The 24280-nt window shown below is 60.8% G+C and carries 24 protein-coding genes; 12 read left to right on the top strand and 12 right to left on the bottom strand.

Features of this window, described 5'->3' with window-relative positions; genetic code table 11:
• The first annotated feature begins 49 nt into the window (after window positions 1-49).
• From AB2B41_RS13375 to AB2B41_RS13345, 7 genes are all read left to right on the top strand, one after another.
• Complete coding sequence (locus AB2B41_RS13375) at window positions 50-664, top strand: ribonuclease D (protein ID WP_367878299.1); 615 nt, start codon at window positions 50-52, stop codon at window positions 662-664.
• The gene (locus AB2B41_RS13370; protein WP_367878298.1) at window positions 661-1623 is read left to right on the top strand and encodes a KpsF/GutQ family sugar-phosphate isomerase; all 963 of its coding nucleotides are present in this window, start codon (window positions 661-663) and stop codon (window positions 1621-1623) included. The genes AB2B41_RS13375 and AB2B41_RS13370 overlap by 4 nt, the downstream gene beginning before the upstream one ends.
• A gap of 4 nt (window positions 1624-1627) precedes the next feature.
• The gene (lptC, locus tag AB2B41_RS13365) at window positions 1628-2236 is read left to right on the top strand and encodes an LPS export ABC transporter periplasmic protein LptC (protein WP_367878297.1); all 609 of its coding nucleotides are present in this window, start codon (window positions 1628-1630) and stop codon (window positions 2234-2236) included.
• Window positions 2237-2240: 4 nt separating this feature from the next.
• On the top strand, window positions 2241-2735 hold the full coding sequence (gene lptA / locus AB2B41_RS13360) for a lipopolysaccharide transport periplasmic protein LptA (protein WP_367878296.1): 495 nt from the start codon (window positions 2241-2243) through the stop codon (window positions 2733-2735).
• Window positions 2735-3493: an LPS export ABC transporter ATP-binding protein gene (lptB, locus tag AB2B41_RS13355; protein ID WP_367878295.1), complete on the top strand. Its 759-nt coding sequence runs from the start codon at window positions 2735-2737 to the stop codon at window positions 3491-3493. The genes lptA and lptB overlap by 1 nt, the downstream gene beginning before the upstream one ends.
• Before the next feature lie 250 nt (window positions 3494-3743).
• Window positions 3744-4307 (top strand): ribosome hibernation-promoting factor, HPF/YfiA family, encoded by a 564-nt coding sequence (gene hpf, locus AB2B41_RS13350; protein ID WP_367878294.1) that lies wholly within the window; start codon window positions 3744-3746, stop codon window positions 4305-4307.
• Window positions 4308-4348: 41 nt separating this feature from the next.
• Complete coding sequence (locus AB2B41_RS13345) at window positions 4349-4813, top strand: PTS sugar transporter subunit IIA (RefSeq protein WP_367878293.1); 465 nt, start codon at window positions 4349-4351, stop codon at window positions 4811-4813.
• A gap of 13 nt (window positions 4814-4826) precedes the next feature.
• Here the strand turns inward: AB2B41_RS13345 and AB2B41_RS13340 are convergent, their stop codons facing one another.
• The 9 genes from AB2B41_RS13340 to cysQ all read right to left on the bottom strand — a co-directional run bounded on the left by AB2B41_RS13340 (window position 4827) and on the right by cysQ (window position 15022).
• Complete coding sequence (locus AB2B41_RS13340) at window positions 4827-6257, bottom strand: nodulation protein NodH (protein WP_367878292.1); 1431 nt, start codon at window positions 6255-6257, stop codon at window positions 4827-4829.
• Window positions 6258-7955, bottom strand: coding sequence for a DUF5927 domain-containing protein (locus AB2B41_RS13335; RefSeq protein ID WP_367878291.1), 1698 nt, complete (start codon window positions 7953-7955; stop codon window positions 6258-6260).
• Window positions 7952-8902 (bottom strand): glycosyltransferase family 2 protein, encoded by a 951-nt coding sequence (locus tag AB2B41_RS13330; RefSeq protein WP_367878290.1) that lies wholly within the window; start codon window positions 8900-8902, stop codon window positions 7952-7954. Before AB2B41_RS13330 ends, AB2B41_RS13335 begins: the two co-directional genes overlap by 4 nt.
• Before the next feature lie 103 nt (window positions 8903-9005).
• Window positions 9006-10184 carry a glycosyltransferase gene (locus tag AB2B41_RS13325; protein ID WP_367878289.1) on the bottom strand — a complete coding sequence of 393 codons (1179 nt, stop codon included), beginning with the start codon at window positions 10182-10184 and terminating at the stop codon, window positions 9006-9008.
• 19 nt (window positions 10185-10203) lie between these two features.
• Window positions 10204-11187, bottom strand: a complete 984-nt coding sequence (galE, locus tag AB2B41_RS13320; RefSeq protein WP_367878288.1) for a UDP-glucose 4-epimerase GalE — start codon at window positions 11185-11187, stop codon at window positions 10204-10206.
• Window positions 11188-11209: 22 nt separating this feature from the next.
• A complete protein-coding gene (galU, locus tag AB2B41_RS13315) occupies window positions 11210-12097 on the bottom strand; it encodes a UTP--glucose-1-phosphate uridylyltransferase GalU (protein ID WP_367878287.1) in 888 nt (295 codons plus the stop codon).
• A gap of 92 nt (window positions 12098-12189) precedes the next feature.
• The gene (locus tag AB2B41_RS13310) at window positions 12190-13428 is read right to left on the bottom strand and encodes a glycosyltransferase family 2 protein (protein WP_367878286.1); all 1239 of its coding nucleotides are present in this window, start codon (window positions 13426-13428) and stop codon (window positions 12190-12192) included.
• The gene (locus AB2B41_RS13305; protein WP_367878285.1) at window positions 13425-14225 is read right to left on the bottom strand and encodes a 3-deoxy-manno-octulosonate cytidylyltransferase; all 801 of its coding nucleotides are present in this window, start codon (window positions 14223-14225) and stop codon (window positions 13425-13427) included. Before AB2B41_RS13305 ends, AB2B41_RS13310 begins: the two co-directional genes overlap by 4 nt.
• Complete coding sequence (gene cysQ / locus AB2B41_RS13300) at window positions 14225-15022, bottom strand: 3'(2'),5'-bisphosphate nucleotidase CysQ (RefSeq protein ID WP_367878284.1); 798 nt, start codon at window positions 15020-15022, stop codon at window positions 14225-14227. The genes AB2B41_RS13305 and cysQ overlap by 1 nt, the downstream gene beginning before the upstream one ends.
• A 115-nt stretch (window positions 15023-15137) precedes the next feature.
• Between cysQ and AB2B41_RS13295 the strand changes: the two genes are divergently transcribed.
• On the top strand, window positions 15138-15962 hold the full coding sequence (locus AB2B41_RS13295; RefSeq protein WP_367878283.1) for an ABC transporter permease: 825 nt from the start codon (window positions 15138-15140) through the stop codon (window positions 15960-15962).
• 54 nt (window positions 15963-16016) lie between these two features.
• Here AB2B41_RS13295 and AB2B41_RS13290 read toward each other — a convergent pair whose 3' ends face one another.
• Window positions 16017-16907, bottom strand: coding sequence for an SRPBCC family protein (locus AB2B41_RS13290; protein WP_367878282.1), 891 nt, complete (start codon window positions 16905-16907; stop codon window positions 16017-16019).
• Window positions 16908-17020: 113 nt separating this feature from the next.
• Between AB2B41_RS13290 and AB2B41_RS13285 the strand changes: the two genes are divergently transcribed.
• Window positions 17021-17818 carry a helix-turn-helix domain-containing protein gene (locus tag AB2B41_RS13285; RefSeq protein WP_367878281.1) on the top strand — a complete coding sequence of 266 codons (798 nt, stop codon included), beginning with the start codon at window positions 17021-17023 and terminating at the stop codon, window positions 17816-17818.
• 79 nt (window positions 17819-17897) lie between these two features.
• Here AB2B41_RS13285 and AB2B41_RS13280 read toward each other — a convergent pair whose 3' ends face one another.
• Complete coding sequence (locus tag AB2B41_RS13280) at window positions 17898-18500, bottom strand: alpha-ketoglutarate-dependent dioxygenase AlkB family protein (protein ID WP_367878280.1); 603 nt, start codon at window positions 18498-18500, stop codon at window positions 17898-17900.
• 209 nt (window positions 18501-18709) lie between these two features.
• Between AB2B41_RS13280 and dnaK the strand changes: the two genes are divergently transcribed.
• The 3 genes from dnaK to radC all read left to right on the top strand — a co-directional run bounded on the left by dnaK (window position 18710) and on the right by radC (window position 22693).
• Window positions 18710-20629, top strand: a complete 1920-nt coding sequence (gene dnaK / locus AB2B41_RS13275) for a molecular chaperone DnaK (protein ID WP_367878279.1) — start codon at window positions 18710-18712, stop codon at window positions 20627-20629.
• A gap of 78 nt (window positions 20630-20707) precedes the next feature.
• Window positions 20708-21856 carry a molecular chaperone DnaJ gene (gene dnaJ, locus AB2B41_RS13270; RefSeq protein ID WP_367878278.1) on the top strand — a complete coding sequence of 383 codons (1149 nt, stop codon included), beginning with the start codon at window positions 20708-20710 and terminating at the stop codon, window positions 21854-21856.
• 123 nt (window positions 21857-21979) lie between these two features.
• A complete protein-coding gene (radC, locus tag AB2B41_RS13265; RefSeq protein WP_367878277.1) occupies window positions 21980-22693 on the top strand; it encodes a RadC family protein in 714 nt (237 codons plus the stop codon).
• Between the two features lie 15 nt (window positions 22694-22708).
• Here the strand turns inward: radC and AB2B41_RS13260 are convergent, their stop codons facing one another.
• Entirely contained in the window at window positions 22709-24268 is a 1560-nt protein-coding gene (locus AB2B41_RS13260; protein WP_367878276.1) for a substrate-binding domain-containing protein, read from the bottom strand.
• Between the last annotated feature and the right edge of the window lie 12 nt (window positions 24269-24280).

Below are 24280 nucleotides of genomic sequence, written 5' to 3'. Positions count from 1 at the left end.
CGCTCGAACACCGCTTTCCTAGGCTCAATTTGCAGGCTATAGCGGAGCCATGACGAATTACCTCTATCAGAACGACCTGCCAGACGACCTCGACCTCGGGCCCGTGGTCGCCATCGACTGCGAAACGATGGGGTTGAACCCGCACCGTGACAGGCTTTGCGTTGTGCAATTGTCCGGCGGCGACGGTAATGCGCACCTCGTACAGATCGCCAAGGGCCAGACAGAGGCGCCAAACCTCTGCCGCCTGCTGGAAGACCCCGAGGTGCTGAAGCTGTTCCACTTCGGCCGGTTCGACATCGCGGCGATGCTGCATACCTTCGGGTCGGTCGCGGCACCGGTCTATTGCACCAAGATCGCCAGCCGCCTCGTGCGCACCTTCACCGACCGTCACGGGCTGGCAAAGCTGCTGAGCGAGCTGGTCAACGTCGACATCTCGAAACAGCAGCAGTCCTCGGACTGGGGCGCGGCGGAACTGACCGAAGCGCAGATGGACTACGCCGCCTCGGACGTCCTTTACCTCCACCAGCTGCGCGACAGGCTGAACGAGATGCTCGTACGCGAGGACAGGATGGAGATCGCACAGGCGTGTTTCGACTTCCTGCCCATGCGCGCGCGGCTCGACCTGGAGGGCTGGCCGGATACGGACATCTTCGCCCATTCATGACGACCCCGTTTCTGGATACCGCCGCCCGGGTGATCCGGGCAGAGGCGGAAGCGCTCAGCACGCTGGCCGACGCGCTGGATGACAGGTTTCGGGCAGCCATAGACCTGCTGCGCGAGACACGTGGCCGAGTCATCGTCACCGGCATCGGCAAATCCGGTCATATCGCGAACAAGATCGCGGCAACGCTGGCCAGCACCGGCACGCCCGCGCAATTTGTCCATCCGGCAGAGGCAAGCCATGGCGATCTGGGCATGATCACGATCGACGACGTGATCCTTGCCATCTCCAATTCCGGCGAGGCGCCCGAGCTTGGCAACCTCATCGCCTATTCGCGGCGCTACGAAATTCCCCTGATCGGCCTGACCAGCCGCGAGGACAGCACCCTCGCACGGCAGTCCGATGTGATACTTCTGCTGCCTCGCGTGCCGGAGGCCTGCAACACCGGCGTTGTCCCGACCAGTTCGACGACCATGACACTGGCGATGGGCGATGCCCTGGCGGTGGCGCTTATGGAGCACCGCGATTTCACCGCCGAGAACTTTCGCAATTTCCACCCGGGCGGCAAGCTGGGTGCGCAGCTCAGCGTGGTGCGCGACCTGATGCACACCGGACAAGCGATGCCGCTGGTGCAGGAAGACGCCGACATGTCAAAGGCGCTGATCGAAATCAGCGGCAAGGGCTTTGGCGTGACCGGTGTCACGGATGCCGAGGGACGGCTGACCGGTATCATCACCAACGGCGACCTCAGCCGCCACATGGACGGGCTTTTGTCGCAAAAGGCGCGTGACGTGATGACCCGCAACCCCGTCACCATCGCGCCCGATGCGCTAGCCGAACGGGCGGTGGGCGTGATGAACGCGCGCAAGATCACCTGCCTGCTGGTGGTCGACCCCAAGGAACCCGACCTGCCTGCCGGCCTGCTGCACATTCACGATTGCCTGCGCGTCGGTCTGGGATAGGCCCGTGCAGATCGACCGCTATTCGCAGTTGGTGGGCTGGCTCAAGGTCCTGCTGCCGCTTCTGGCGCTTGCGATCCTGTCGACCCTTTTCCTGCTGTCCCGCGCGATCGACCCGGAATCGGTCATCCCCTTCGCCGACAAGGAGATACAGGACCGCCTGCGGGATCAGCAGGTGACCGGACCGGTCTACCAGAGCATGACGGCGGACGGTGACGCCCTCTCCTTCTCTGCGGAAAAGCTTATCACGCCGCAGGGACAGACCGGCGCGAACGAGGCGCTGGACGTGAGCGTCGTGATGGAGCTGGCGACCGGATCCAATGTCACGCTCACCGCCGAACATGGCAACTTCGACATTGCCGAGAACCGGGCCGAGCTGGACGGCGACGTCGTGATCGTCACGTCAACCGGATACCGGGTTCTGAGTGACCGGATGATCGCGCAACTTACCGTTCTTCATGTGGAATCCCCCGGACCGGTCGCAGCGACCGGTCCGCTTGGCACCCTCGATGCGGGAAGCATGGATTTGCGGAAAGGCACGGGAGACGGCGCTGCTCAATTGATTTTCACAAACGGTGTGAAGCTGGTATATGTGCCGAAACTGGACAAAGAGTGACCCCGTGAAAAACCTGCGAAACGTGCTGCTGGCTCTCTTTCTGGCGACCACCGCAGCGCCAGTTTTCGCGCAAGGCACGAATGTGGCCTTCGGTGCGCTCCGTCAGGATACGAACCTGCCCGTCGAGGTGACCGCCGACAATCTCTCGGTCGATCAGGAGACGGGGACCGCCGTTTTCACCGGAAACGTGCTGATCGGCCAGGGGGAGATGCGTCTCTCCGCCCCGCGCGTCCTGGTCGTCTACCGGGCCGAACAGAACGGAATCGAGCGGATGGAGGCAACGGGTGGCGTCACGCTGGTCTCGGGCCCCGATGCCGCCGAATCAGATCGTGCCGATTACAGCATCACGGACGGCGTCATCGTGATGACCGGCAACGTTTTGCTGGACCAGGGCCCCAATGCGCTGAGCGCCGATCGCATGACGGTTCAGCTGAATGACGGCACCGCCCAGATGTCCGGCCGTGTCCGGACGGTGATCCAATCGGGCGGCGAAAACTGATGACCGGACCCGATCTGAAAGTGGAGGAAGGCTCTGCCGGGCTGCGCGTCGAACACCTGCGCAAATCCTACCGCAAGAAGATCGTAATCCGCGATTTTTCGATGTACCTCAACCGGGGCGAGGTTGTCGCGCTGCTGGGGCCGAACGGGTCCGGCAAGACAACAACCTTCTATGCCATCGCGGGGCTTGTCACACCCGAAGGCGGCACCGTGACCGTCGATGGCAAGGACGTGACGACGCTGCCGATGTACCGCCGCGCGCAGCTTGGCATCGGCTATCTGCCTCAGGAGATGAGCATTTTCCGCGGCCTGAGTGTGCAGGACAACATCAGCGCGATCCTCGACATCTCGGTGCCGCATCGCCACCAACGGCGCGAGCGGCTCGAAGAGCTTTTGTCGGATTTTTCGATTGAGCATCTGCGCCGCGCACCTGCACTCGCCTTGTCTGGGGGGGAGCGGCGGCGGGTTGAGATCGCCCGCTGCCTGGCTGCCGATCCAAAGTATCTGCTGCTGGACGAACCCTTTGCCGGGGTCGACCCGATCTCGGTCGGTGATATCCGGCACCTTGTCGCGGACCTCAAGAACCGCGGGATCGGTGTGCTGATCACCGATCACAACGTGCGCGAAACGCTCGAGATCGTGGACCGCGCCTATATCCTGCACGAAGGCAAGGTGCTGATGTCCGGCACGCCAGACGAGGTCGTGCGGAACGAAAACGTGCGTCGCGTCTACTTGGGCGACAATTTCCGTATTTCTTAATATTTCGCAAATATTTAGCGTCAGAATTCGGTGTAGTGTAAAGTGCTAACCATTGACTTTGAACGCAAATCCGCGCCTGATGGTGGTATGGCAACTCTGCGTTTTTGCGTGATCCTGCATCGGCCTTATCGCCAAGGCATGGACCGGCATAATCCGGACGCAGGGCCCTTTATCCGCATTTAGCATGACAAGGAAACCCACGCCCGTGGTGTCTCTGCCCTCATGCCGATGACAAGAACAAGGAGAACCTATGCGGTACCAGATCAGCGGCAAACAAATCGACGTTGGCGAAGCCCTGCAAACCCACGTGAAAGAGGAACTGGGGTCATCCGTCGAGAAATATGCACAGCGTCCGACGGATGCGAACGTGATTTTTTCCAAGTCGGGGCATGAGTTTGTCTGCGAGACGACCGTACATCTTTCCACCGGCTTGACGGCCTCGGCAAAGGCACACAGCAACGACATCTACGGTGCATTCGACGCCTGCAACGAGAAGATGGAAAAGCAGCTGAGACGCTACAAGCGCCGGTTGAAAGATCATCACAAGGAACGGGCGGAACCTGTTGAAATGTTCGGCGCGTCCTCGTATATCCTCGCTCCAGAAAGCGATTCAGACGCACAGGAACCTGAAACTCTCCAGCCCATGATTATTGCGGAAATGCAGACGAAGATTGCCACTTTGTCTGTCGGCGAAGCAGTCATGCAAATGGAATTGTCGGGCGATCCTGTGCTAGTGTTTCGGAACGAAGGCAAGAACGGGTTGAACGTCGTCTACCGCCGCGAAGATGGCAATATCGGCTGGATCGATCCGTAGGGACAAATGGCGGAGAACCCGCCCGAGACAGAGCGAGCTGTATGGAATTTGCAAAACTCCTCAAGCCGGAGGCCGTGAAAGTACTCACCTCGGCCTCCAGCAAGAAGCGGCTGATGCAGGATATCGCCGACCTCGTTCATGTGGCCTACGGCATGGACCCGGACAGAACGGTTGAGGCGCTGATGACACGCGAGTCGCTTGGCCCCACCGGCGTGGGCCATGGCGTCGCACTTCCGCATGCCCGGCTTGCAGGGCTCAATGAGGTGGTCGGGGCCTTTGTTCTGCTTGACAAACCCATCGATTTCTCCGCAGTCGATCGTCAACCGGTCGATGTGGCCTTCGCACTCTTCGCGCCCGAGGATGCGGGTGTCGAGCACCTCAAGGCGCTGGCCCTGGTCTCGCGGACGCTGCGCGACACGTCGATCTGCAACAAGCTGCGTGCGAATCCCGATGCCTCGACGCTCTATACCATCCTGATCGAGGACAGTTCGGTTCAGGCCGCCTGAGCGGCCGACGGCCCTATTTCCAGGCTGAATATCCAAACATGACGTAATCGCGCTGATAGGCATCCGCCGCCAGCGCTTCGATTTCGTCGTCGTATATATCCTCCAGCGAAAAGGGCTGATCCGGCGGCGTAACGGACACGGGCGGGGGCGTTTCCACGCCAGCCTTCCGCGCAAGTTCCGCAAGCTCCGCATGCATATCCTCCTCGCGTATCAACCTGTCGGGCAGGCATAGCTCTCCGAAACCGGCGATGGCCTGGCTTTGCGTGCACCAGCTGGCGTCGACGCGGATCGCGGTCTGTCCCGAAAGGTTCGCCTTGAGCCACGACAGGAAGGCCGCAAAGGCCGCGCGGTGGGCGCTGAGGTCATAGCCCGCATCCGGCCCATCCTCGGGCAGCGGCAGGTCATAGCGCCGCATCAATGTCCTGCGCAGCTGGACATAGCTTCCCGGTCCGGTCGGCAGGATGTGGCGGCAAAAGGCATCATGCGCGCGCCGCACCGGATGGCGCAAAACGGTGAAACTGCGGTGTCCGGGGTGCCCGCGCTTCCACTGGCGCAGATCCTTCTGGGTCATCTTCAGTTGCAGATCGTCCGGCGTCACCCCGTCGAGCGCCGCCATCCATGCGGTCACCTCGGGCAAGGGACCGCTGCGCAACGGCATGTAAAGCAGCGCGCTTTGCGCCGCCGCGATGTATGAAGGTACGTTCGGGCCGCGGCGCGGCTCGAAGTTGGGCGTGCGGCTCAGGTCAAAGAAGTCGACCTGCGACAGAGCCCGCTCCATATCCGGGTAGTTGCGGACCTTGTCGGCAACCGGGTTGGGGTTCTGAACCTTGAGGCTCTGGTCGAGCGCGTCGAGCCGTTCCTCAAGACCCAGGAACCGGGCAAGCCCGTTCATCACCTCGAGGTTCTGCAAATCCTCGTAGGCCACGTAGAAGGCCGTCTGCCCGCTGACCTGAAGCCGGTTCAACAACGTGATCTGAAACCCCTGCAGCGCCTCCAGATGATCGGCGAATTCGCGCAGGTTGAACTGGGCGAGCGACTCCTTGCGCGCCTTCACATCGGTCAGCTTCCATTGACCGGTCTCCTGCGCGATCTTCCAGCTTACATAGCTTTCGACCGGGTTGCGCGTCAGGATGATCTTTGCACAGCTGTCGTCGTCCATGATCGCGTCGAAGACGCGCGGGTCGTGATCGTGGAAATAACGAAAACCGCTCAGGCGGGCGGTGTTCGCCCTGATGGCATTCAGCAATACCAACGGATCCGCGTCACGTGTCTTGAGATCGACGCCAAGAATGGGCTCGCTCTTAGGGTAGCCCATGAAATGGGGATTGAATGCCTCGCCGTGGCAGTTGATCCCCTGAAAAGCGTTGAGGTTGGCCTCCAGGAAGTTCGATCCTGTGCGCATTTCCGCAAAGACGACAAAGCTTTGGAATTTCGTAGGTTTCATCTAGCGCACCAGATAGGGCCTGCGGGCAGGACGCGGCGGGGCAGTAACCTCGCGTTCGATCGGGAAATCGCCCATCAGGTATGGGTGCATCCCCTGGTTCTTGAGGTTCTGCAGGAACTGGCCAAAACCGGTGAGATCGACCATCCGAGGCGCCTCGGACAACCGCCGCAGCTTGGTGCGGCCGATCTCGTCCAGGATGCCCTGCAGGGGCTCCATCGGCGCCTCGATGAACTCGGCCATGGTCCAGATACGCACCCGCGCTTTCGTGTAGGGGGACCGCAGCACATCCATGTGCTCGGCCTCGATCTTTTGCAAACGGGCAGCGACGGCCCTGATCTCGGCAAAGTCTAAGTTCGAGCGAAAGAGCGGTATCGCCCACGCCCCGGTGATGACTGAAACCTGCGCATTGGGGTCCTTGGCGATCCGCCAGTTGATCTCCTGGTTGTCGTCGGGGCCGAACTGGAAACACTGGCGTTCGCCGCGGGTGTTCCAGATGAGGTTGGTCAGGAACGCCTTGGTGTTGTAGTCGCGTAGCACCGCACTATCAGACAACGCCCCGTTGATCGAGGTCTGTCCATCGGCGAAATGCGCCCGGTCGGGCGCAAAAAGATGACCGTGTACCCGGGCCCCCGTGGCAGCGGCAAGCCATGGTTCGAAATTCTCGAAAAGCTCGGTAAAGCCCTGGAACATGGAATAGGGGGCGGCGGTTACGCCGTTCTCCCAGTCCTCGTTCGGGAACCGGCTTTGCATGTAGAGCCCGGCGCGCCCGCGTGTCCGCCTCTCCACCGCCTTTGAGAAGATGCGGTCGATCTTGCCCGGGTTCGGCTCGGTCCGCTTCATCGCACCTGCGGGGTCGGTCAGGAAGGCCTCGTAGAGCCTGTCGGCATAGGGCCAAATCTTGCGCGCGACGAAACAGTCGGAGCGGCGGAGAAGCTGGAGATGATCGTCGTAGAAGATATGCGGTTTGCCCTGGAAATCGAACTTGGAAAGGGTCAGCGACCGGCTTTCTATGTTCTGCGAATACTGTCGGGCGAGCGTCTGGAAATAGGATTCGTCCGGAATCCAGACATAGCGGAAATACTTGTCGTATGTCGGGCGCTCTGGGTCCTGCAGGATCGCCGAAAGCGTCCGCCGCGACAGGCACCACCATTGCGAACCCATATGCGGCTCCAGGCCGTTTGGTACCTGACGGCGCAGACCGAAGCGGCGCTGGAAATCGACGATCCTGTCAAAGAGGTAGCGATGCTTCTTCCAGGCCACTGGAAAGCGCAGGGTAAAACGCTCCTCGTCCAGACCGCCGACCGTCCAGGGCACTTCCGAGGTCGTAGCACTTTCGATGAAATCAGTGTGCGGGCGGTCGGCGAGATAATCGATCAGCTCTTCCACCGGTCGCAAAGGCAGGCAGGACCCCGAGGCAAGGTAGACGTGGCGCACCTTCGGAAAATGGGCAAGCATCATCTCGGATGCGGTCTGGGTCGCCTCGACGATGCCCCAGGTGCCCCATTCACAACGGAACCGGGCGCTGAACATCACGTCCTTTACATCCGACATCGCCTTAATGAATGCGTCGTTCTTCTTGCGCGAAACACCCTTGTCGACGTGGATCACCACGGGGCAGCCGGCCGCAGCGAAATGCCGTGCGACCTGTTCGGCCCGGCCCAGCGCGGTATGGACCAGCATGACAATCCCGACGGTCACGCCCAGTTCCCCTTGGACATGAGACCGAGGATCTCCAACTGCCGCCAGTTGATATACCGCTCGGACCATTTGCACCAAAGCTGTGGATCATCCTTGAGGCTTTCCGCGTAGGCCCTGTATTCAACCGAACCGGCGTAATGTTCCCCCCTTTCCATTTCTTCCTGCGCCTTGGCGGCGAACGTATCGAGGAACTTCGGGTGAAGCAGGACGCCGGAAGCCTTCTCGCCCCCCCATTCGTCGTAGACCTGGTTCAACCCGCGCGGCAGCAGCATGTGGGTCGAACTGACATATGCGTACCGTCTGTCCCATTTGACCAGCGGCACCTTGTTCAGGGCCGGGGCCCTCTCTGGCATCTCCTTGAAGAAGACCCGTGCACGCGGGCCACCCTGTATCCAGAGGTTATGAAACAAGTGATTGCGCGACATCGTGTAGTTACCGCTGTCGAACCAGCAGGCAATTTCCATCGGGTCCTGCCCGGTCTGGTAGGGCTGTTCGTCCAGCCGCCCCTTTGGGTACATATCTAGCAGCATCGCCGAAAACGACTTGATCGATGAGGCGTCAAGCCAGTCGGTCAGCGCGCGCAGGGGCCGCGTGTCGCAAAACGGAAAGACCAGAAACTCGTCGGGATCGACGGTCAGTGTCCAATGCCCGTGCGCATATTTCAGCGCCAGCCAGTTCAGCCAGTCGGCACCGAAACGGGCCCGCTTGTAACTGGCCGTGGTATGCCACAGAGACACATCCGGCTGATCGCGCAGATAAGCAAGCGATCCGTCGTCACTGTCGTTGTCGACAAAAAAGAAATGGCCGATGCCCATTTTTCGGTAGTAGTCGAGAAAATATGGCAGCCTTACCCTTTCGTTGCGCTGGGTGGAAAACAGCAGCAGATCGTCCGCGCGGATTTGGGCGGTCCGGTCAACAACACGTCTGAGCTCGCGACGCTTGCGCATGGCACGCAAACGCCAACGCTTCCGCTGAAGCCTCAGCCGGTATGACTGCACAAAGCCCAAACACCACCTCTATGTTTTGGAGGAAGCCGCTCTTTGCGCAGTATCAGGTTAACCTTAACACTGTCTTGAAATGGTCTTCCCAAGTCGGACCGACGAAGACGGTGGTTTGAACTGCTCGTGGCGGGTTATTCCCCCAATCATTGATTGTTTTTATCCAGAATTCCTTGTCTGAAACAGTGGCAAATGTGGCTTTTCCCTCAAGAATACCGCGAAGAACGGCAAGATCGTTGCATAAAACACGCGATCCGAGCATCAGCGCTTCTGCCGGGGGCAGTCCAAATCCCTCCGCAAGGCTTGGAAACAGGGCACCGGCACTACGCTGAACCAGTGCCGCGATGGCCGGATCCGGCAACCCCCGCAGTTCCCGGATAGGTCCGTCCGGTCCCAGCGCGTCCAGCCTGCGAAAGACATCCGCGTTGCTCCAGCCCCTGCTTCCGCAGATCAGGAGCGGTGGCGGATCGGGCCCCAGATCTTCCCAGAGATCGAGCAGGAATGCGTGGTTCTTGCGCGGCTCGATTGTGCCGATTGTCACGAAATAGGGTCTGTTCGGCAGCACGCCCACGGGCAAAGCACTGGTGTCAGGCGCTGCCACCGTAACACCCAGCGGCGCGACGATAGACGGCGGCACACGACCCCACTCGCGCATGAACCGCTCGGCCCGATCACGCGTATCAGTTGAATTATGGATCACCCTGTCAGCAAGGCGGCTCACCCTCTGCATGCGCTCGCGGAAGGGCCTGACGGTCCCCAGCTTCTGGAATTCCGGATGTTCCAGCGGGATCATGTCGTGCACGAAAACGTGGATCGTGCCGCCAGACTGCGCCACCTGCACCAGCACCCGTTCGGTGAGGTTGCTGTGCCCGACATTGAAATAGGCAATGCCGCGCGGCAGATGCGCGGCCATCATCCGGCCGAGGCGCCCAGGCAGGCAACGCGCGATTGCCTTTGCCCGGACAAGCGTTTCCGCGCTTTTTAGAGACTGATTTCGACCGCGCGGAATGCGGGAAAGCCTGTCCGGTTCCGGCCATTCCTTCTGGCCGCAAAGCCGTTCACGGAAGGCTGCCATGCCTGAACGATCCAGCAAGACATAGCCGAAGGCCGTCCGAAGCAGGGCATAGACATCGGCATCGCTATTTAGGAAAGCATCAAGGTAGGCACGTTCAACACGGTCGATCCCGGTGATCGTGCCACCGGCGCGGCGCAGGCTCCTTGTGAGGTCCAAGAGCCACGCGGAAGCCATTTCAGCCCTCGTAGTGCCCGGTCTGATGCCACCGCCAGGCATCGGTGATCATCTGCTTCATGGTCGATCTGCGCGGGTGCCACCCCAACTCGGCCTCCGCACGGGTCGAACCTGAAACGAGCCGCGTGCAATCGCCGGGTCTGCGTGGCCCTTCGACAACCGGCACCGCACGATTGGTCACCGCCCTGCTTTCGTCCAGCACCTCGCGCACGGAAAAACCGGTCCCGGTGCCAAGGTTGAACACACGGCTTTCCCCGCCCTCCTGCAGCCATTTCAATCCCAGAACGTGGGCATCGACAAGATCACCGACATGGACGTAGTCACGAATGCAGGTGCCATCGGGCGTGTCGTAGTCGGTGCCGAAGATCGTGAGCGCGTCCCGCTTGCCGTCAATCGCATCGAGGATCAGGGGCACCAGATGCGTCTCGGGACGGTGAAATTCGCCGACCTCGCCCTCGGGATCGGCACCGGCGACGTTGAAATAGCGAAAAATCACGTGACGCAGACCGTGCGACGCCTCGAAATCCCGCAGCATGTCCTCGATGGCGCGTTTCGATGCGCCGTAGGCGTTGATCGGCTGCTGTGCCGCAGTTTCGTCCAGCACGACATTGTCCTGTTCACCGTAGGTGGCGCAGGTCGATGAGAACACGAATGTCCGGCAGCCCGCCGCAACGGCCGCCTCGATCAGGTTGAGCGAACCGCTCACGTTGTTGCGCCAGTAGAGGCCCGGGTCGCGCATCGACTCCCCCACAAGACTGAGCGCTGCAAAATGCATCACCGCAACGGGGCTATATTCCTCGAAAACAGTGTCTAACACAGGTCGATCAAGCAGATCGCCGTACACAAAAGGCCCGAACTTCACCGCGTCCCGCCAACCGGTCGAAAGGTTGTCGAAGGTCACTGGCGTCATACCAGCCGCTCGAAGCGCCTTGCACGCATGTGAGCCGATATAACCGGCGCCGCCAGTGACCAGAACGTTACCCATCACACCCCCCCGCTGACCGCGCTCAGGCGTCACCTTCGAGACTGATACTGCTGAGAAAGGCACGCAGATCATCCCTGAGTTCATCGCGCGCCAGTCCGAAGGAAACGGTCGCCTGAAGGAAACCCGACTTAGAGCCGCAATCGAACCGCTGACCCTTGAAGCGAAATCCGTAGACGTTGTTCTCCTGCTCGATATCGAGCGCGATCGCGTCGGTCAGCTGAATTTCACCGCCCGAGCCGGACTTGATCTTGTTCAGGTTGTTAAGCACGCTGGGCGATAGGATATAGCGCCCGATCACCGCGAGGTTCGACGGCGCGTCCTCGGCCTTCGGCTTTTCCACCATTCCCTTCACCTTGACGAGCTGTCCGTCGTCCTCGGAAATGTCCAGTATCCCGTAGGCCGAGGCCCGTTCAGGCGGCACTTCCATGGCGGCGACCATGTTGCCCCCGGTTTCGGCATAGGCTTCGACCATCTGCTGCAGGCATGGCTTATCCGCCGCAATGACATCGTCCGGCAGGATCACGGCGAAGGACTCGTTACCGATCAGCCGCCGCGCGCACCAGACGGCGTGACCCAGGCCCAGCGCCTTGTGCTGGCGGATATAGGCAATCGCACCGCTGTCCATGTTGGTCGACCTCAGAACACTCAACAGTTCCGTCTTGCCCTTCTTTCGCAACTCCTGCTCAAGCTGAGGGGCGAGGTCGAAGTAATCCTCCAGCGCGCCCTTGCCGCGCGAGGTGACGAAGATGAATTCCTTGATCCCTGCCGCGCGAGCCTCATCGATCGCGTACTGGATCAGCGGCCGGTCCACGAGGGTCATGATTTCCTTTGGCACCGCCTTGGTTGCTGGCAGGAACCTTGTACCCAAACCTGCGACCGGAAAGATCGCCTTGGTTACCTTCTTACGCATCATACCCCTCGATAGTCATTCGCGGCTTTTGCCATCTTCTGTTTCTGCCGATACCGCCTGCCGGCGATGGTTCTGAAGACACTCAGAACCCTTTATGTTTCCTTGCTTATACCACGTTGTCGCATAACGCGACTTGTTTCATTCTGAATTCGTCCAGAGCGCGTCATGACTCGCCAGATCGGCTCATGCCGCTCTGACTTGCCGAACAATCCGCCGCGCTGCACCCAAACACCGCTCTTGTCGAAATAGATGCGGTGATAAAGCGTGGTCAGCGACAGGGAAATCACGGTCACGATTTCACCCCGTGCAACCCTCTCCCGCGCCGCAGCGAGATCACGCGACAAGCGCCAGGGGCGCGAGCGAACGATCCGCGATGGCCGGGAACTTGAAGCAAAATGTTTGAAGGGCGTCTCGGGATGCGCCGGCAGTTTGACAGCGCCCGGGATCCGGGCCAGCCCGTCGCGGTATCCCGCATCGAGCCGCTTCATCAGGTATCTCACCCAGCCCGCATCAAGGCCGCCCGTTACCATGTGTTCCAGCAGTCGCCGCTTTTCCCCGGCGCGCAGGGCCTTCCATTGTCCCTTGCGCTCGCTCTCCGGCACGTGTTTGCGCAAAAAGACCGCCCAGCTTGCGCCGATCTCGAACAGGTCGCGCGGCACGCGGTTGGCACGGCGCTGGGCATTCGCGGCAAAACCGTGATGGACCTCGGCAAGTGGGACGACAGCTGTTGCGTATCCCGCGCGGGCAAGCCGCATGTTCAAATCGGTCTCGTCTAGAAAGTAATGGTAAGCAGAGTCGAACCCCCCCAATTCGACAAGGACGGACCGGCGAAAGGCCATGTTCGTGCCTTCGGTCTTGACCGCCTTGCCCTTCGGCGGATGCAGCACTGTCGCCTGACTGTCATGCACTTCAAGCGGATGAAACCCGCCGTAGCGATCGAGGCTCCGCGCCTTCCACTGGAAGGAAATACCGTTGCGGCCCCGGACAAAGCCTGCCAACGCGGCCACGTCGCCCTGCGTTGCCGGGGCTACGAGATAGCGCAGCCACTGTGGCTCGGGCACTGCGTCATCGTCGATAAAAGCCACGATCTCGCCCGCCGCCTGCACAATGCCGATGTTGCGGGCCGCTGAGATATTTGCCTCATCGAAGGGAACGATCTTCAACTGTTCCGCAAAGGTCAGGCTACGGGCCGCGCGCACCCCTTCGGGATCGGCGACGACGATAAGCTCAAAAGGATCGTACTGAACCTGCGAGAGACCCGTCAGACAGCGTGCCAGGTCATCGGGACGGCCCCGGCTGACCACAACAACGCTGACAGCGGGGTTGGTCATTCAAGGCCCATTTTCGCCATCATAGACTCTATTTTCGGCACATCCTCGGGATTATTCAACTCCCAGAACTCGCGCCCGCGGGCTTCGACCTCGACGCAAAGCACCGTGCGGCCGTTCTCCATGAAACGAAGCTGTTCGAGCCCTTCCAGCTGTTCGAGCGGACCGGTGGGCCATGACGGGTAAGCGGCCAGCGCCTCTGGCCGGTAGGCGTAGACCCCGACGTGATGAAACACTGGTGTCGGTTCCGCCTCGGCATAGGTTTTCGACGTGAATGGCACGACTTCTTTCGAGAAATAAAGCGCCCGGTGATCCGTCGCAAAGACCGCCGTCGTCCCCCCGACGCGACCGGCTTTCCGATCGGCGAGCAGCCCGTTCAGCATGGCACCATCACAGCGCAGAACCGGCGTCGCGATCTCGGCTTCCGGTGCGGATACCAGACCCTGCACAAGGCTTTCGATAAACCAATGCGGCGTCAGCGGCGCATCGCCCTGCAGGTTGACGACGATGTCGTAACCTCCGCCAAGCGTTGCATGCGCTTCGGCGCAGCGTTCCGTGCCATTGGCGCAATCGCTTGAAGTCATGACAACCTCGGCGCCGAACGCTTCGGAGGCGGCGCGGATGCGATCATCATCGGTGGCGATCACCACCCGGTCTACGCCACTCACAGCCGTGGCCGCATGCCATGAGCGCTCGATCAGGGACCGCGACACACCTGTCGCCCCACGAAGCTCGGCAAGCGGTTTGCCGGGATAACGAGAAGACGCATAGCGCGCGGGGATGACGATCAGCACGGACATCAGGCGGATCTCAGGTCAACGGCCGGCGCATAGGCGATGAAGAACGGATTTGCGAAGTCCGCCTTTCCGTACTCCAAAGGGGTATGATCGTCGAAACGCACGACCTCGCCCCCGGCACCTTTCAGAACCGCATGACCCGCCGCCGTGTCCCATTCCATCGTGCGCCCGAGGCGCGGATAGAGATCGGCCTCACCAGTGGCGACAAGACAGAACTTGAGCGAGGACCCCGCGCTTTTCATGTCGCGCACATTGTATTTCGAGATGTAGTCGTCGGTGGCCTGATCGCGGTGCGATTTGGACGCAACCACCATCAGGGCGGAATTGTCCGCCTCAGAGACTGATATCGCATCGAGCTGTCCCACGGCGTCCTTTGACAACTCCCCTTTCTCTTCGACGGATTGTCCGTCGGCGCGGGTGAAGAACATGCGCGACTTCGCCGGCGCATAGACCACGCCGCGTGTCGGTGTGCCGTTCTCGACCAGCGCGATGTTGACCGTGAAATCGCCGCGCCGGTGTATGAACTCCTTGGTTCCGTCAAGGGGATCGACAATCAGAAACGTGTCAGCCCTGGTGGAATGAGTGGCCGCCTGTTCCTCGGTAATCAGCGTCAGATCGGGGAAAGCGGCACGCAGCCCTTCGGAAATGATCGCGTCCGCCGCTTCATCCGCCGCCGTGACCGGGCTGTCGTCGGACTTGGACTTCACATCGAAATCCTCCTGTCCGTAGATTTCCATGATCTTGTCACCGGCCTCCAATGATAGCCTGCGCATCACAGTCACGAGTTTTTCGTAGTCCACGCGGCCCAACCCCTTGGCTTTTGTTGATCGGTTCGATGACGTTCCTTATGCTGGCTGCGTAACGGAACGGCAAGAATTCCGTGCAACGGTCAGGTTCAGGCAAGGACGGCATCCGATGTTCCAGGCGACCCGAAAACCCCAGGGGGGATTTTCCTCGGCTATGGCAATGGCCGAGCTTGTCTATCATTCGGTCGTTCGCAGCATCCGTCGCCAGCACAACAACGCGTTCGTGGCGATCGGAATCAACATCATGCAGACGGTGCTCTTTGTTGGTGCCTTCTACCTGATGTTCTCTGTATTGGGCATGCGTGGTGCCGCCCTGCGCGGCGATTTCCTGATCTACATCATGACGGGCATCTTTCTCTACATGACGCACATCAAGGCGCTGAGCGCGGTGCTCGGCTCCGAAGGGCCGGCCAGCCCGATGATGCAGCATGCGCCGATGAACACGATCATCTCGATCCTCTCGGCCGCCATCGGTGCGCTCTACATTCAGGTGCTTTCACTCTTTATCGTTCTCTTTGTCTACCACGTCGCCTGGATCCCGGTGCATTTGGAACAGCCCGTTCAGGCCTTCAGCATGCTGCTTCTGGCGTGGTTCGTTGGCTGCGGTCTCGGACTCGTATTCCTCGCGATGAAGCCCTGGGCGCCATCCCTGGTGGGCTTGATCGCGATGGTCTATCAGCGGGCCAACATGATCGCTTCGGGCAAGATGTTCGTGGCCAACACCCTGCCCAGTTTCATGCTGTCGATGTTCGACTGGAATCCCCTGTTTCACATCATCGACCAGGCGCGCGGCTTTTCCTTCATAAACTACAACCCGCGCTATTCGAACTGGGAATACGCCTTCTGGATCGGTCTTGTCGCGATCATGATCGGCCTGATGGGCGAATTCTATACTCGCAAGCATGCCTCCATGAGCTGGGACGCGCGGCGGTAGGCGGGACAGCGGGCTTTGCCGAAAGGATCGTTTAGCCTCGCACCTTTCGGCCAATCACGTTCGTGCCTCACGCTCCATTCTCGCAGCCCAGGCATCCGCCAGATCGGCCAGAACGATCCTGAACAGCCGCTTGGCCGCCACCTTGAAAAGCGTCCGGGTCAGCAGATTACCCTTGGCCCGGGCCTCGATGACGATGGCGAATCTTGAACCCTCTCCTTCGCGTCCCACCGACCATTTCCCATGCAGATCGGTAATCGGGTAGGGATAATCGTCGGCTTCCGTGTGAACCCGAAAGCCGAATGCACGGTTGTCCTCGAAAAGAGTACAGGTCTCGAGCCAGTTTTCGCCCTTCGGACCATAACAGCGGCGCTGCATCCCGATGCCATCGCCTTTCACGACTTCCACTTTCGAGAGGTTGTCAGCCACATCGGCAAAGCCGCGGTGGTCGTTCATCACGCGCCATACGACATCACGGGGTGCATTGACGGGTCGGCTTACGCTCGCGACGATTTTCCCTCCCGAGATCGTAACGGACGCCCGGCTCAACGGCGGCGCGATCTTCTGCGCACCGACGTATTGACCAAATGCAAAGACGGCCACAAAGCCCGCAACCACAATGACAGAGGCCTGTCCGAAGGCAGAGAACAGATAGCCGCCCAGAACCAAGAGGAGCGCGCTGCCAAGGATCCAACCGATGTCCATCATCGTGATAAACATGACCTGGCCCTTGGTCAGGAACCGGACCCTTGCCATCAGGATCAGGCCCAGACCAAACAGAACCAGGCCAATCCCCAATAGGCGCAGAACGACCGGTTGCCACGGCGCTGAGCCCATGAAAAGCAATTCGCCCAGTTGGTTTGGCGTGATCACCAATCCGAGGCCAGTGGCCAGCGAAAATGCGGCGTTGAGCCCAAGGAAGATGCGGGCGGTCTTTGAGTGTTCCATGGCAGGGGGCCTCCGGTCTATTGGCGTTCGCTGTCATTCGTGCCCCTTGCCTGTCTCGTTTCAATTACATCGGAGGTAATCGACCTGCGCGCCCTCCTCTGACAGGATGAGGCATGAGCTATAACGTGACCCTTTCCGATCCCGCCTTTCCCGGCTTTCTGAAGAACTGGCGCAAGCGTCGCAGGCTGAGCCAGCTTGACCTGTCTCTGCAATCCGGGATGTCGCAACGCCATATCAGCTTCCTTGAAACCGGACGATCCAACCCAAGCAGGTTTGCCATTTCCCAGCTGGCAGAGGCATTGGAAATGCCCGCCGCCGAGGTAGACGCAATGCTGATGTCTGCGGGCTTTGCAGCCCGCTCATCGCAGAATGGCTGGGATGAAGCGACGCAAAAGGCCATCGACGCGTCGATCGATCATGTCCTGAAGGGTCACGCCCCCTATCCGGCGGTTTCGATTGACCGGATATGGAACCTCATCAAGGCCAATGAACCGGCGCAGAAATTCTTCTCGCACGCAGGGGCGCGCGGCGACGGCAACCTGATGCGGGAGATCCTCTCACCGGGAGACCTGCGCGACAACATCGTGAACTGGGGGGATACGGCACGGTCACTGATGCGCTTGCTTGAAATGGAGATTGCTCGCCGTCCGCATGACAACGAAGCGCACGCGCTGCATGCAGAGCTCCTTGCCCTTGAGGGTGTGGCGCCGCTTATGAGCGCGCCGTCCAGCCAGACGACTGCACCGGTCCTTGCGATCCAGATCAGGATTGGCAACGACATCCTGGAATTGTTCTCTCTGATCGCGACGGTAGGCATGAGCGCGGATGCAGCACTTGATGATCTCCGCATCGAGACCCTTTTGCCGGCAAACGACGCAACACGCGTCTGGTTCGAGGCCGCTTTCGCGTAACCGGGCCCCTCGGCTGCCCCTGCTCTGTCCTGACTGACCACGCTCCAGAACCTCACGCCGATCTCGAAGCCTTTCTGTTTCAGTCAACCACTCTCAAGGTCAGGTTCACTCTTCCCCCCTTCTCAAGAAGCGTCGATGTGCCCGGCTTAATCCGGTCCACCCCGTGATAGGTCAGCCGCGCCTCCCCACCCATCACGACCACGTCACCGGAGTGCAGCCAGATCGACTCCGTCTTGCCGCCACGTGTGGTATTCCCGATGCGGAACAGCCCGTCATCGCCCAGCGAAATCGAGACCACAGGCCAGGAAAAGTCCGCTTCATCCCGGTCCTGATGCATCCCCATGCGCGCCTCGGGGCCGTAGTAGTTGATCAGGCAGCATTCCGGCTGCCGGTCAAGGCCCGTCACCGCTTCCCAGACCGCCAGCACCTCTTCCGGGATCGCGGGCCAGGGGCGACCCGAGGGATGTGCCTCCACATAGCGATAGCCCTTGCGGTCCGAAAACCAGCCGTATTTTCCCGCGGCTGTCATCCGAACCGACATCGGTTTGCCATAGGGTGTGTCGGGTCGGAACAGGGGCGCCCGGACGACCACATTACGCAAGGCCGTAACCAGCTGCTGTTGCGCCACGGCGTCAAGGTAACCCTTGTGTATGTCAAAGCCGCGAAGCCGCAGTACCGTCATGCCATCCTCCCTGCGCCGCTTATTGAAGAAAAATCCAGGCAGATTCCCCGATTCAAAGCCGCAGCAGTGGTTGCGGGCCTGAAACCTGCTCCTTATATACCGTCCGAGCCGCCGAAAGCACGACGCTTTCGGTGTCACCAGATGGGGCAAAGGTGCCTTAACGGGCCTGCGCCTCGTGTAATCGCCTTGAATTGAAAGAGGGATCAAACATGTCAAAAGTCATTGGTATCGACCTTGGTACAACGAACAGCTGCGTCGCCATCATGGACGGCAGCCAGCCCCGGGTCATCGAAAACGCCGAAGGCGCCCGGACCACCCCGTCCATCGTGGCCTTCACCGACGACGAGCGCCTCGTTGGCCAGCCAGCCAAGCGTCAGGCCGTCACCAACCCCGACAACACCATCTTTGGCGTCAAGCGCCTGATCGGCCGCCGGTTCGACGACGTGGACCTTGCCAAGGACAAGAAGAACCTCCCCTTCGCCGTGATCGACGGCGGCAATGGCGACGCATGGGTCGAAGCCAAGGGTGAGAAGTATTCTCCCTCCCAAATCTCCGCCTTCATCCTCGGCAAGATGAAGGACACTGCCGAGAAGTACCTCGGCGAAGAAGTCACGCAGGCCGTGATCACCGTTCCCGCCTATTTCAACGACGCCCAGCGTCAGGCGACCAAGGACGCCGGCAAGATCGCGGGCCTTGAAGTCCTGCGGATCATCAACGAGCCGACGGCCGCTGCTCTGGCCTACGGTCTCGACAAGGAAAACACCCAGACGATCGCGGTCTACGACCTTGGCGGTGGTACATTCGACGTGACGATCCTTGAGATCGACGACGGTCTTTTCGAAGTGAAATCCACCAACGGTGATACGTTCCTGGGTGGTGAAGACTTCGACATGCGGGTCGTCAACTACCTGGCCGACGAGTTCAAGAAAGAGCACGGCGTCGACCTGACCAAGGACAAGATGGCGCTGCAGCGTCTGAAGGAAGCCGCCGAAAAGGCCAAGATCGAGCTGTCCAGTTCTTCGCAGACCGAGATCAACCAGCCCTTCATCTCGATGGGCAAGGATGGATCGCCGCTGCACATGGTCATGAAGCTGACCCGCGCCAAGCTGGAAAGCCTCGTGGGTGACCTGATCAAGGCATCGCTGAAACCCTGCAAGGACGCGCTGAAGGATGCTGGCATTTCCGCCTCTGACGTGGACGAGGTCGTTCTTGTCGGCGGTATGACCCGCATGCCGAAGGTCGTCGAAGAGGTGACCAAGTTCTTCGGCAAGGAGCCCCACAAGGGTGTGAACCCGGACGAGGTCGTGGCACTGGGTGCCGCCATCCAGGCCGGTGTTCTGCAGGGTGACGTCAAGGACGTTGTGCTGCTCGACGTGACGCCGCTGTCGCTGGGTATCGAAACGCTGGGTGGCGTGTTCACCCGTCTGATCGACCGCAACACCACGATCCCGACGAAGAAGAGCCAGGTCTTCTCGACCGCCGAGGACAACCAGAACGCTGTGACCATTCGCGTGTTCCAGGGTGAGCGTGAAATGGCGGCTGACAACAAGCTGCTGGGTGCCTTCAACCTTGAAAACATCCCCCCCGCCCCGCGCGGCATGCCGCAGATCGAAGTGACCTTCGACATCGACGCCAACGGTATCGTTTCTGTCGGTGCACTCGACAAGGGCACCGGCAAGGAGCAGAAGATCACGATCCAGGCATCCGGTGGTCTCTCGGACGAGGACATCGAAAAGATGGTCAAGGACGCCGAGGAGAACGCCGAGGCAGACAAGGCCCGTCGCGAGTTGGTCGATGCCAAGAACCAGGCGGAAAGCCTCATCCACTCTACCGAGAAGTCGCTGGAAGAGCATTCCGACAAGGTCGATCCGACCACGGTCGAAGCCATCGAACTGGCCATCGCCGCGCTCAAGGACGAGATCGAGACCGAAGACGCGGGCAAGATCAAGGCCGGCATCCAGAACGTGACCGAGGCGGCCATGAAGCTGGGCGAGGCGATCTACAAGGCGTCCCAGGAAGAAGCGGATGACGACGTGGCCGAGGCCGCCGATGCACCGCGCGGTGGCGACGACGACGACATCGTCGACGCCGAGTTCGAAGACCTCGACGACGACAAGCGTGCGTCCTAAGTTGCGCTAGCGGAACCACTGCTGGGCCGGTCCGATTGACGGGCCGGCCCTTCACGTTCCAGCGAAAGGAAGTGTTTCATGGCCAAACGTGACTATTACGAGGTGCTCGGCGTCTCAAAAGGCGCGTCAGCGGATGAGATCAAGAAAGGCTTTCGCACCAAGGCGAAAGAGCTTCACCCCGACCGCAACAAGGACAATCCCAACGCCGAGGCTGAATTCAAAGAAGCCAACGAAGCCTATGAAGTCCTGAAAGATGCGGACAAAAAGGCCGCATACGACCGCTATGGCCATGCTGCCTTTGAAGGCGGTATGGGCGGCGGGCGCCCGGGCGGCGGTTTCGGTGGCGGCCAGGGCGATTTTTCGTCCGCCTTCTCGGACGTCTTCGACGATCTTTTTGGCGATTTCATGGGGCAACGAGGCGGTGGCGGCAGACGTCGTGCGGCACGTGGTGCCGACCTGCGCTACAATCTGCGCGTGACCCTTGAGGAAGCCTTTTCCGGGCTTCAGAAATCCATCAACGTGCCGACCTCCGTCCAATGCGACAGCTGCAACGGATCGGGCGCCGAAGGCGGCGCTGAACCCACCTCCTGCCCCACCTGTTCCGGCATGGGTAAAGTGCGCGCGCAGCAAGGCTTCTTTACGGTCGAACGGACCTGCCCGACCTGTTCCGGCATGGGCCAGATCGTCAAGAACCCCTGCAAGACATGTCGCGGCGCAGGCCGTACCGAAAAGGAACGCAGCCTCAGCGTGAACATCCCCGCCGGGGTCGAGACAGGCACACGTATCCGTCTTGCCGGTGAGGGTGAGGCGGGGATGCGCGGTGGGCCGTCCGGCGATCTCTATATCTTCATCGACGTGGCCGAACACGAGCTCTTTGATCGCGACGGGCCGAACCTCTTTTGCCGTGTGCCGGTATCGATGAGCACTGCGGCGCTGGGCGGCAACATCGAGGTCCCGACGATCGACGGCGGGCGCGGACGCGTCCAGATCCCCGCTGGAAGCCAGTCGGGCCGCCAGATGCGTCTGCGCGGCAAGGGTATGCCACCCCTGCGCGGCGGCGGCGTTGGAGACATGATCATCGAGCTTGCGGTCGAGACACCGGTGAACCTGACCGCGCGCCAGAAGGAACTGCTGAAGGAATTCGAGGAGCTGTCCTCGGAAAATAACCCCGAGAGCAAGAACTTCTTTTCGAGCGTGAAATCCTTCTGGGGGTCGATGAAGGGCTGAAACGGGGTGGGCGTTGCGCCTACCTTACCCGCGTTGATGTCGATGAGGTTAACCGAATCCTAACCATGGTGCGGCGAACCTCGCTGCATGAGCGGCTTTCACGAACCATCCCTGCCCCTTTTCATGGACGAAGCGGTCACAACCGACGCCTTGAACGGCAAACAGCCCTCCTACATCCGGGATCACCGCCAGCGCTTGCGCGCGCGCTTCATGGCGGGCGGTCCCGGGGCGATGCCTGATTACGAGCTTCTTGAGCTTGTGCTCTTTCGCGCCATCCCGCGCCGCGACGTAAAACCCCTTGCTCGTGCCCTGCTTGACCGCTTCGGCGATTTCAACGGTGTCGTATCGGCCAGTGAGGCACGGTTGCGGGATATCTCGGGCGTCGGCGATGCCGTCATCGTTGAGTTGAAAATCGTCGAGGCCGCCGCGCAGCGGCTGGCGCGCGCAAAGGTGATGCAGCGACAAGTGGTTTCAAGCTGGGATGCACTGCTGGACTACTGCCACACCGCCATGGCCCATCGCGAAACAGAGCAGTTTCGCGTGCTCTATCTGGATCGGAAAAACGTGCTCATCGCGGACGAGGAACAGGGAAAGGGGACGGTCGATCACGTCCCGGTCTATCCGCGCGAGGTGGCCAAGCGCGCGCTTGAGCTGAATGCATCGGCATTGATCCTGGTGCACAACCATCCGTCCGGTGATCCGACCCCCTCCGCTTCGGACACCGAGATGACGGGCCAGATCGCCCGCGCCTGCGATGCGCTGGGACTTACGCTGCACGATCATCTCATCATCGGAAAATCGGCGGAACTGAGCTTCAGGTCTGAAGGATATCTCTAGGACCTGCCGGCAGACTTACCTTACCCATACCTCGACCCGCCGGTTCGCCTGACGCCCCCAACTGGTATCGTCGCAGGCCATCGGCATCGCCTCGCCAAAGGCGTCCACACCCAGGCTCACGCGCTCAAGATTGGCTGTCACGGCCGCCGCTTCGACCGCGCGGCGCACCGCTTCGGCACGGCGCAGGGCAATGTCGCGGTTCGGTTTGGCCGAACCCTGGCCATCGCTGAACCCCACGAACAGAAGCTGCCGTGCGTCGTATTGACCTTGTTCCAGCGCGCGCGCCAGCTGCTGCACGTTCGAGCGGGACTGCGCGTCAAGCCGGATCGACCCTGTTTCGAACCGGAACGACGTGGTCAGACGCGCCATCGGCGTCAGCGTTGTCGTCATCCGCTGCAACTCTTCCAGTGGAATTTCCGGACCGGCCACGCTGATCGCATTGGCAAAGCGGTTGCCCTGAACCTCCACTGGTATCTCTTCGGGCGCCTGGTCCACGAAACCGGCGCGCCGGATCACGTTTTGCGCCCCCGGCCCGCGGGTGAACGCCAGAAACTCCCGAGCGACTTGCGGCAGGCGGCGCGCGGGGAAATAGAGGAACATCGGCGCGGTCAGGGGATAATCTTCCGTCTTGATCGTGCGGCGCGAGGCGTCGAGCAGGAATCCGCACATGCCGCCAAGGGTCAAGACACGAGTGTTTCGCCGCTCGGCATAGCTGGTGATGCCCAGCGCCAGCGTGTCGCGGGCGACCGCATCGGCGATCTCCTCGGGCAGGGCATGGCGGATCGCGGTCTCGGCAATCGGCAGCTGTGCCGGTGTCATCACCTGATCCTCGATCGCCTGAACAAGGCCGCTCGATTCGACCGGCAGATGCAGGTCGATGGGCGCATCCGGTCCGCCCAACTCCTGCCAGTTGGTGATCCGGCCGGCAAAAACCTCCGCAAGCGTCTGGGGCGAGATGCTCTTGACCGGATTGCCCGGCGCCACGACCGGGACCACCGCATCGAGGGCGAGAACACGGCTGCGATTGATGCCGGTCAGATCGCCCATCCCGGCCTCGCGGGCGTTGATCCGCTCTTCTGGACGTATCTCGCGCAGGGCCATGACGATATCTGCTTCGTCCGCCAGAAGATCGGCAAATCCTTCGTCGGTGTTGCTGGCACGGAACCCAAAGCGCGCGGCAAGCTTGCCAGTGTCGTTCCGCGTAAGCAGCAAGGCAAATCGGGTGCTATCGATCTCTTCCCGCGCGACGCTATAGCCGTTGCGCTGCGCATAGGCATTGATCAGGGCCGGCATGAGCACGGCGCCCATCGTCGCCGACCCCGACATCTCGATCTCTGCCACGAAGTCCTGAAGGTTCGGGCATCCCGGCCCCACGCAGGACACACCGGAGCCGTCCACCGTCAGCTCTCCGAATTCGGTCTGCACCCGGTAGAATTCACCGTCGAAGCCAAGCAGCGTACCGCTCAACTCGACCTTGCCGTCACGCGAACTGAGCGTGACGTCTTGCGCCGCCGATCCAAGGGCGGAGAACAGAAAAAGTGCGGCGATGATCGCCGCACGTTTTGCCAAAATCATGGGACCTCGGAC

Origin of the sequence: Sulfitobacter sediminis (genome assembly GCF_040811725.1) — a bacterium.
GTDB lineage: Bacteria > Pseudomonadota > Alphaproteobacteria > Rhodobacterales > Rhodobacteraceae > Sulfitobacter > Sulfitobacter sediminis.
This window is presented reverse-complemented; position numbering and strand designations above follow the sequence as displayed.